Raw genomic sequence first — 9,875 nt, forward strand, 5'->3', positions numbered from 1 at the left:
GCAGGATTCAGATACAAAGGATTTGCATAGAATTGTGTAAATATGGGGTCTTGCGCTTTTACTTCCTGAAATACCCAGGAAAATGCCAAGATAGCAAGTATGTAGTTTTTCCAGTTGCTCAATTTCTGCATGTTTATTGCAATTACTATAACACAATCAACCGCCAATGTTACGAAAAAAAAAAGAATTAGTCTCAAAAGTTGTCAACGAATTGACAATAATTTTTTGAAATTTCCGTTTTTTTACAAATCGTTCCCTTTTGAACGGGAATGATTTTGTAGTGTTTCGTAATATTGTCGCAAATATACAATCGGATGATACGTTGCTTAGTAGGAATTGTTACATTTTTTTCTTTTTATTCTCTTTATTCTCAGAATGCATTTGAGGTGGAACTCAATTGGAAGGGAGAGTTCAGGACCGTTACCCGATTTGAGGAAGAGCTTAAATTTCCGGCGGTGGATCTTGAATATGATAAGAAAGGGCGACCTGTATCGATATTTCGGAAAAGAGATAAATTGCTTCGCTCGAATGCGGCTAGTGTTTCAATTGTGAACTTTGAAACGGAACCGGCAAGTTCTTTTGATCGTCAGTTTGTTTTGGATAACGGGTTGGATATTCCCGTGAATCCTGAGTATAGTTTTAAGCGGGCGTCTGACCGGGGAGATTATTTCATAGGGATTGAGATTTTTCCCTATGTAATGCAAAACAATGAGTTGAAAAGAGTAAAAAAGATTTATTTTTCCTCAACGCTTACTCCGCTGTCCTTTCAAACGAAAGCAGGATTTGTAACTTCATCTGTTTTGGGAAATGGACAGTGGTACAAAGTCCGGATTTCATCAACAGGAATGTATCGTTTGGACAAGGCTTTTTTAGACGGTTTGGGAATAAATACTTCAGGGCTAAATCCGGACCACATTCATATTTATGGTAATGCAACGGGAATGTTGCCGGAAGATAATTCAATTGATCGACCTGATGATTTGGTAAAAAACGCAATAGAAATTGTTGGAGGAGGAGATGGTAGCTTTGATGCAAATGATTACATTGTTTTTTATGGAGTAGGGCCGGATGAAATAGTTGTAGAGACAGGTGGGATTCTATCAAAGAAAAAGCATCTGTATGATGCATACAGTTACTATTATATTTCAGTAAATTCTTCTACGCCACCCCTACGTATTTCCGGTGCTGATCTCACAAACTTACCTGCTACGCACATTATTGCAGGAAGTGATCAGGTTGTGACACATGAAAAAGATGAACGGAATCTGATTAAAAGCGGGAAGCGATGGTATGGAGAGGAATTTGACTTTCAATTAGAATACACATTCAATTTTTCGCTTCCGGGAATTCAGACAGAAGAGCAAGTGAAATTATTCACTTCGTTAGCTTATGCCAATTCGGGAGGATCGAATCAGATGCGGGTTTACTTGAATAATAGTCAGGTACAAAGTTACCCTTTCACGGTTGTGGGAGGAAATAATTTTGCGAATCGTAGTTTTCAGACAACTAACCATACCGTGACAGGTTCATCAGCGTCCGTGAAAATGGTATTGGAAAGGACAAACCCTTCAACGATTGCCTGGTTGGACAAGATAGAAGTGAATTACCGCAGGAGTCTTTCGTACAGTGGAGGACAGGTAACTTACAGGGATTTGAGGACGGTGGGTGTTGGAAATATAGGCCAGTATACATTGTCTGGAAGTGTAGGGAATATGAATGTGTGGGAAATAACCGATCCGCATGTTCCTGGAGTGGTAAACGGAACCGTTTCAGGAAGTACTTTTGGTTTCCGTTTTGCAGCAGATTCATTGCGTCAGTTTGTTGCATTTACGCATTCTTCACTTCTTGTTCCTGAGGCAGTAGGTAGGGTTGAAAATCAAAACTTACATGCATTAGGAAAAGCGGAATATTTAATTGTTTCTCATCCTGATTATCTTTCACAGGCGAATCGGTTAGCTGATATTCACAGGGCGGATGGGATGACAGTACACGTGGTTACGACTAATCAGGTTTATAACGAGTTTTCTGCCGGTAAAACTGATCCCGTAGCCATTCGTTTTTTTGCTAAAATGTTTTATGACAGAGCTTCAGGTAATCCTGCTGATATGCCGAAATATTTGTGTTTGTTCGGGGATGGAACATACGATCCTAAAGATCGGGTAGCCAACAATAATAATAGAATTGTTACTTATCAGAGTGATAACTCTGAAAATGTAGTTACTTCACTGACCTCAGATGATTTCTTTGGGTTGCTGGATGATTCAGAGTCGTTTTCCGGAGCAGACGGACTTGATCTTGGAGTAGGGCGAATTATCGCATCTACTACCGGTCAGGCAAAAATGTTAGTAGATAAGATTGTACATTATAAAAATAATGGTTCAGATTTATTTGCATCGACGCAATCCGGTGCATGTGGAACGGAGAATGACGGAACTTACGGGGACTGGCGTTTGTGGGTTACGCATATTGCAGATGACGAAGATGGAGGGCAGTTCGTTCTTGATCATGAAGGATACGTTGCCAATTATTCGGCAATTTTCCCGGAGTTGAATTATGATAAGATCTACTTAGATGCTTTTACACAGGTAACAACTGCTGGCGGGCAGCGTTATCCGGATGTTCCGCCTTTGATCAATTCAAGAATTGAAAGAGGTACAGTTCTGATGAATTATGTAGGACACGGAGGCGAAACCGGCCTTGCACTGGAACGTATTATAACCATTCCGCAGATTCAGTCATGGAGAAATATTGATAAACTTCCACTTTTTGTTTCGGCTACTTGTGAGTTTACCCGTTTTGATGATCCTTCCAGATTGTCAGCCGGAGAGTATATGTACCTGTCGGATAAAGGAGGTGCAATATCCCTTATGACAACAACCCGTCCGGTGTATATTAATGTGAATTCAATCGTTGGAGGGGCTTTATATGATTATGTATTTAACAGGGATGCTAACTTGCTTCCTATTCCAATGGGGGAAACTCTGATGATGACAAAAAATAACTCCACTTCGGATGCGAACCGAAGAAGCTTTATGCTTTTGGGGGATCCGGCACTTCGATTGTCATTACCGAAAGTAAATGTTGTTGTTGATTCTGTAAATGGTAAAGCTCCTTCTGTAGAAATGGATACGTTACGATCGTTGAGCAAGGTGACAATAAAGGCTCATGTTGAGGATGAAAACGGAAATCCTCTGACTGGACTTAACGGAGTCGCTGTACCAAGTGTCTTTGATAAGCCGCTGGATAACCAGACGCTTGCTCAGGATCCGGGATCTCCGCAGTTGACGTTTCAGACACAGAAGAATATCTTGTATAGAGGAAAGTCAACTGTTACCAATGGAGCGTTTGAATTTACTTTTGTCGTTCCAAAGGATATAAACTATTCTTTTGGTAACGGAAAAATTAGTCTGTATGCAAACTCGGATAACATAGATGGTGCCGGGGCTGATTTCAGAGTAATTGTAGGAGGAGTAAATCCGGATGGTCTGGATGATAACCAGGGCCCCGATGTCAATCTGTTTATGAATGATGAGAAATTTGTGAGCGGAGGAATGACAAATGAAAATCCAGTACTTATTGCAAAGCTATTTGATGAAAATGGAATTAATGCAGTGGGTAATGGAATTGGACACGATATAACGGCTATTCTCGATGGGAAAACAAGTTCGCCTATTGTTCTGAATGATTACTACGAGGCAGAATTGGATAGTTATCAGGAAGGAGCAATTCGTTATCAGTTTGAAAACCTTGAGCCAGGAAGGCACACACTGACATTTAAAGCCTGGGACGTTAATAACAACAGTTCGGAAGTGACAATGGATTTTATGGTTGTGGAGAATAAAGAAATAACAATCGATCACGTTTTAAATTATCCAAATCCGTTTACGACACACACGGAGTTTTTCTTTGAACACAATCAGGTAGATGCTTCATTGGAAGTACAGGTTCAGATCTTTACAATAAGCGGAAAGTTGGTAAAAACAATTAATGAACCGGTTACGACCTGCGGTTTCCGTTCCAATGGAATTGCCTGGGATGGAAGAGATGATTTTGGAGATCAGTTGGCGAAAGGAGTATATGTCTATCGCCTGTCAGTGAAAGCTCCAGACGGTACAAAAGCAGATAAAACTGAGAAATTGGTATTGTTAAAATAATCCCACACAATAAAAACAGTGAAAAAACGTATATTTGTGGCACTATATTTAGAATTAGATGATTAAACAATTTATAACCGTTGCTATAGGACTTGCCTCTTTCTCCTTTGTGTTGGGGCAGGGAACGAATCCTAATCAATTTGACAAAGCGGAGCAGGTTCAGTTAAACACAATTACAACAGCCGTTCCGTTTATTGGAATAACACCCGATTCCCGTTCCGGGGCTATGGGGGATATTGGTGCGGGGATTTCTCCTGATGCCAATTCTCTTTACTGGAATACATCGAAGCTGGCGTTTGCTGAAAAGGATTTTGAAATAGCAGTATCGTATTCTCCCTGGTTGCAGCGTCTGGCAAAAGACATCCACTTGTCTTATCTGTCCGGATATAAAAAAATCGGAGAGCGTCATGCTGTAGGAGGATCGTTGCGTTACTTTTCTTTGGGGAACATTACATTTACAGATGTACAGGGAAAAAAAGTAAGAGACTTTACGCCTTCTGAACTTGAGTTGACAGTGGGGTATGCATTCCAGTTAAGTCGTGTTTTTTCTATCGGTTTGAACGGAAAATATATTTTTTCTAACCTGACGGGAGGAACTACTGTTCAGGGAGCAAACACAAAAGCTGGTCAGGCAGGAGCAGCAGATTTATCATTCTCTTATTATGATAAGGAAAAGAAATGGTTTGGTAAAAAAGCTGAAGTAGGAGTGGGACTGACAATTTCCAATATAGGAAATAAGATTACGTATTCTCAGAATGGCGCAACGGATTTCTTACCTACGAATCTGCGTTTAGGAACAGCTGTAAAAACGCATATTGACGAATACAATGCAATTACTTTCGGAGTAGACGTTAACAAATTGTTGGTTCCGACACCTCAGGTTATGGTGAACGGAAATGATGGAAATGATTACTGGATCGGAAAGGATAACAATGTTGGGGTTATTACCGGTATTTTCCAGTCTTTTGGAGATGCTCCGGGAAGAGCATTGTTAGATGAAAATGGAGAAGCTATTGTTGAGAACGGAGAAGTACAGATTAAAAAGAATAGCCGTTTCGGAGAAGAAATTCGCGAGATTAATTTTGGGGTAGGATTGGAGTATTGGTATAATGAAGTATTTGCTGTTCGTACAGGATATTTTCATGAAGACAGATCCAAGGGGAATCGACAGTACCTGACGTTTGGAATCGGACTTCAGTACAATGTTTTTGGATTGGATATTTCCTATCTGGCGGCATTTTCAAGATTAAACCCACTGGCAAATACATTACGATTTACACTTCGTTTTGTGTTTGATAAAAAATCTTCGGTGGCAAAATCGGCTGATGAAGAATAACAAATGAAGTTAAGAATCGGATATGGTTTTGATGTCCATCGGTTAGCCGATGGACATTCTTTGTTTATTGGAGGGGTAAAAATCCCTTCGGATTTTGGTGCTGTTGGACACTCTGACGCAGACGTGCTACTACACGCTGTGTGTGATGCTCTTTTAGGTGCGCTTTCATTGAGAGATATCGGATACCATTTCTCCGATACAGATCCTGCATTCAAAGGAATAGACAGTAAAATTCTCCTTCAACGAGTTTTCGACATGATGAAAGAGAAAGGCTACGCCGTAAATAATATTGATACAACTGTCGTTCTCGAAAAACCCAAATTAAGTTCGTATATTCCGGAAATGCAGAAAGTAATCAGTACACTTCTGGAAGTAGATGAAGATTGTGTTTCTGTTAAAGCAACAACACACGAAACAGTAGACTCTTTTGGTGAGAAAAGAGCTATAAAAGCCTATGCTTGTTGTTTGCTGATTAAGAAATGAATACCTATGGGAGAATACAAAAAGTTTGAGTTCGCATACACTGTGCACGATAGTTATAAAGAATTGGATGAAGGTACGGTAAAGGTAATCGAAGCAGCAATGAAAGCGTCTGAAAAAGCCTACTCAGTTTATTCAGCATTTAAGGTAGGAGCTGCTGTTTTGCTGGATGATGAAACCGTTTTTCTGGGAAATAATCAAGAGAATATAGCTTTTCCTTCAGGTTTGTGTGCTGAGCGAACCGTTTTGTTTTATGTGGGAGCAAACTATCCTGAACGAAAGGTGAAAAAGCTGGCAATTTATGCAAAAGGTGATTTGGTGAATGATACTGAGCCTATTTCTCCTTGCGGTAGTTGTCGCCAGGTAATTGCAGAAGTTATTAAGCGACAAAAAGAATCTTTTCAGCTGTACTTGTGTGGAAGTAATGGAAAAACGATTGTTATGGAGGATGCTTTAGGCATTTTACCTTTCCCGTTTGGAATGTAACCTAAGGTCATTGATGGAAACCTGTTTCAGGTAAATGAGTATCATGAAAAGTTATCAGAAAATAAGAGTGATTTTATTGACCTTGGTACTGATTCCTGCCTTGATATGGTCACAGGAGAAAAAATCATTTTTTGCCACCTCGGATTCACTAAATAAACCAAAATTTATAGGAGTGTCAACAGGTGTTGCGGCTGTTTATGCCGGTTCTATGATAGGGCTTTCCCAGGTCTGGTATAAGAATCAGGCGAAAACGAACTTCACTTTTTTTAATGATAACCGGCACTGGTTGCAAATGGATAAGCTGGGACATACTTATACGGCATATTGGATACAGAATAGAGTCCATGCACTGTATCGCTGGTCTGGGGTGAGTCAGAGGAATAGTCTTCTTATTTCGGGTTTGTACAGTTTTGCATTTCAGGGTACTTTCGAGTTAATGGATGGATTCTCAGAAGGCTATGGATTCTCATACGGAGATGTATTGGCAAATACAGGAGGAATTATTTTGTTTACAAGTCAGGAACTGTTGTTTAAAAAGCAAATCCTTGTACCCAAATTTTCATTTTATCCTTCTCCTTACGCAAAGTACAGACCTGAAGTACTGGGAAGTGGAGTTGAGCAGTTGTTGAAAGATTATAATGCCCAAACGTATTGGCTCTCTGTGAGTCTTGGAGATATTACGCCTAAGAACTGGAAAGTGCCGGATTGGCTTTGTTTAAGCGTAGGCTATAGTGTGCGGGAAAAGTTAAAGAGTGATGTTGAATATTATGCTGTTCAACAGGGGACAGAAACGAAGACCTTTTCCGCTTATCGAGAAGTTTTTCTTTCATTAGACATCAACCTGTCTAAAATACCTGTAAAGAAGCCCTGGTTGAAAGCTTTGTTGTCAAACTTTAATGTTTTGAAAATTCCTTTCCCGGCTATAGGATTCAGTTCGAGAGGAACAAGAGGGTACTGGCTGTACTATTAATGCCCTGCCATTATGTCACGGGATTAAAAAAGGAATGTAATTTGTCGATAGAGGAATGATGAATCAGTTCAATCCTAATAAATACGAAGTTTTCGGTTATCCGATTATGTTATTGTTGCTCATGTGGACGAGTTATCTGGCGGATTACGAGTTAGGGTTAGATTTGTACGAATGGGGTGTGAAGCCACGTGACTGGAGTGGGTTACGGGGAGTTCTTTTTATGCCGCTTATTCATGGTCAAAATGACTTTAATCACATCCTGAATAATTCTGCTCCCATTTTTGTATTATTGGCAAGTTTGATCTTTTTCTACCGGAAAATAGCTTTTAAGGTGTTTGCCATGGTTTGGATATTTACAGGGTTGTTTACGTGGCTGATTGCTAGAGATAGTTACCATATCGGAATGAGCGGAGTGATCTACGGACTGGTCGGTTTTTTGTTTATGTCAGGGGCTTTACGCAACTATCGGCCGTTAATGGGGGTGTCTTTGTTTGTTGTCTTCTTATATGGTAGTTTGATTTGGGGGATTTTTCCCATGCAGGCACATGTGTCCTGGGAAGGGCATTTATTTGGGTTGGGGACAGGGATTATACTTTCTTTTATTTTTCGTAAACAAGGTCCACAGTCTCCAAAATACCAGTACGAAGTAGAACAGGAAATGGGTATTGAACCCGAAGATCTGGAAGCGAAATGGCGTGAATTAAACGCAGAGCATCTTCCTAAGCATGAACAAAAAGCACCTGCTATACAGGTGCATTATGAATTTGTACATAAAAAGAAAGATCAGAAAGACGATGAAGCAACGGATGGTTCAAAATGATGAATTACAGAAGCGCATCCGGATGTGAGCATATTCCATTGATCAATGTGTAGTTCAATTTCAATATACCCTCCTGTTGATAACGAAATATAATCTCCGATAAGGTAAGATGCCAGTTCGGAGATTCCGTCATTATGTCCGACAAGAAGCACAGAGCTTTCAGAAACGTTATCTTCTAAGAAGTCAATCAGATTATCCAAAGAAGCAAGATACAAATCGTCGGAATAGACCGCTGTGGTTTTCATGAATTCCCGAATACCTTCATAAGTTGCAACTGTTCTTTTTGCTGAAGAGACAAAAATCTGTTCGGGAAAATGGGTTAACTCCCTGAAATGTGCGTTGATAGCAAGTCGTTGAAAAAAACCTTCGGGACTCAGGTCTCTGTCGAAGTCCCTTCCGGATGCCGAATTTCGTTCCGCATTGGCATGTCGGAGAATTTGAAGTGTTAACATAGCATTTTGTGTTTGTGGTACTCACAAGTTACAAAATTTCTTACAAAAATCAAAAAAAGAGGAATTATACCAACCGTTTTAAGTGCATTTACGTTCCTCTTTAAACAGAGTTGGAAAACAAGGTTTAAAAAAATGGTTAAATTGCAATAAATAGAATGCGGATTGTTTCCGGGATATACATGCAGGTAACACCTGAAATATTAGAAGGTTGCGAGAAGTCTGACAGAAGGGCGCAAAAGTCACTTTACGAGATTTGCTTTCGTATGCATATGTCTGTGTGCTATAGTTACTATGGAAATGAAGAAGATGCCCGTTCTGTTCTCAATCTGGCTTTTCTTAAAATAAACAAGAGTATAAAATCGATAGACAGAAACCCGAAAGTATTTTTCTCCTGGTCCAGAAGAATTGTAGTGAATACTATAATTGATGAATATAGAAAGAATAGGAACTATAATGAGAAAGTAGATAAATACGAAAACGATAGGGATCTGGAATCGAGAGAAACATCTTCTTCCAATGCGGGGTTAGAATCTCTGGAAGAAATGGATATCAAAAAAATGATAGTTCGTTTACCCGATCTGACCAGACAGGTTTTTGTTCTTTACGTGATTGAAGGATATAGTCACAAAGAAATTGCTGAACAGTTGGGAATGAGTGACGGGACATCAAAGTGGCATTTGTCTGTTGGAAGAAAAATGTTGCGGGAGATGTTAGCGAAAATAGAAGGGATAGAAGAAAAATTGAATAAAATGGTGATTTAATGAAAGAAAACGATGACCATATTGACGAGTTGGCTCGCGATGAAATAAATGCGATGCAGTTCGATTTCAAGGAGTCCTATTGGGATGAGATGGAAGCGATGCTGGATGGAGAGCCAAAGAAAAAGAGGTTTGTCTGGTGGTGGTTTGCAGGTACAGCAGCTGTTCTAACGGTTGTGGGAGCTGTAATCTGGTACTCCCCATTTAGTGATGTAAAAAACGAACAGGTTGCGCTTGTTGAAGAGAATCATCAAATTTCAGATCAGGAGAGTACAACAGTTGTCGAGAATGAGAGTTTGGAAGCTACACAACAGCAAGTACAGGTAGAGGAAAAAGACGAAAGTGCGGAAGTTATAACTTCGGAAATGTTTTATTCACAGGGAGTTGGTAGTAGAGAGGCTTCGAGTGAAGAACGGGGA

Annotated in this window: 9 protein-coding genes; 8 read left to right on the forward strand and 1 reads right to left on the reverse strand. The window is 39.9% G+C overall.

Annotation, left to right across the window (positions count from 1 at the left end; all coding sequences use genetic code 11):
• The first annotated feature begins 314 nt into the window (after positions 1-314).
• The 6 genes from porU to AC4PL9_RS13440 are packed head-to-tail and all read left to right on the forward strand — an operon-like array spanning position 315 to position 8,246.
• Positions 315-4,154 (forward strand): type IX secretion system sortase PorU, encoded by a 3,840-nt coding sequence (gene porU / locus AC4PL9_RS13415; RefSeq protein WP_491605257.1) that lies wholly within the window; start codon positions 315-317, stop codon positions 4,152-4,154.
• A 58-nt stretch (positions 4,155-4,212) separates the two neighbouring features.
• A complete protein-coding gene (gene porV, locus AC4PL9_RS13420) occupies positions 4,213-5,490 on the forward strand; it encodes a type IX secretion system outer membrane channel protein PorV (protein WP_491605258.1) in 1,278 nt (425 codons plus the stop codon).
• A 3-nt stretch (positions 5,491-5,493) separates the two neighbouring features.
• Positions 5,494-5,973, forward strand: coding sequence for a 2-C-methyl-D-erythritol 2,4-cyclodiphosphate synthase (gene ispF / locus AC4PL9_RS13425; RefSeq protein WP_491605259.1), 480 nt, complete (start codon positions 5,494-5,496; stop codon positions 5,971-5,973).
• A 6-nt stretch (positions 5,974-5,979) separates the two neighbouring features.
• Complete coding sequence (locus AC4PL9_RS13430) at positions 5,980-6,456, forward strand: cytidine deaminase (RefSeq protein ID WP_491605260.1); 477 nt, start codon at positions 5,980-5,982, stop codon at positions 6,454-6,456.
• 43 nt (positions 6,457-6,499) lie between these two features.
• On the forward strand, positions 6,500-7,426 hold the full coding sequence (locus AC4PL9_RS13435; RefSeq protein WP_491605261.1) for a DUF2279 domain-containing protein: 927 nt from the start codon (positions 6,500-6,502) through the stop codon (positions 7,424-7,426).
• Between the two features lie 55 nt (positions 7,427-7,481).
• On the forward strand, positions 7,482-8,246 hold the full coding sequence (locus AC4PL9_RS13440) for a rhomboid family intramembrane serine protease (protein ID WP_491605262.1): 765 nt from the start codon (positions 7,482-7,484) through the stop codon (positions 8,244-8,246).
• On the opposite strand, the gene AC4PL9_RS13445 is transcribed toward AC4PL9_RS13440, so the two are convergent.
• Positions 8,210-8,698, reverse strand: a complete 489-nt coding sequence (locus tag AC4PL9_RS13445; RefSeq protein ID WP_491605263.1) for a SixA phosphatase family protein — start codon at positions 8,696-8,698, stop codon at positions 8,210-8,212. The two genes, AC4PL9_RS13440 and AC4PL9_RS13445, sit on opposite strands and share 37 nt — an antisense overlap.
• Positions 8,699-8,853: 155 nt before the next feature.
• Here AC4PL9_RS13445 and AC4PL9_RS13450 point away from each other — a divergent pair, with 155 nt between their 5' ends.
• Positions 8,854-9,459: an RNA polymerase sigma factor gene (locus tag AC4PL9_RS13450; protein ID WP_491605264.1), complete on the forward strand. Its 606-nt coding sequence runs from the start codon at positions 8,854-8,856 to the stop codon at positions 9,457-9,459.
• Positions 9,459-9,875, forward strand: a 417-nt coding sequence (locus tag AC4PL9_RS13455) for a hypothetical protein (RefSeq protein WP_491605265.1), incomplete at its 3' end; no start/stop codon positions are given. The genes AC4PL9_RS13450 and AC4PL9_RS13455, both read left to right, overlap by 1 nt.

This window comes from Wandonia sp. (assembly GCF_984588085.1).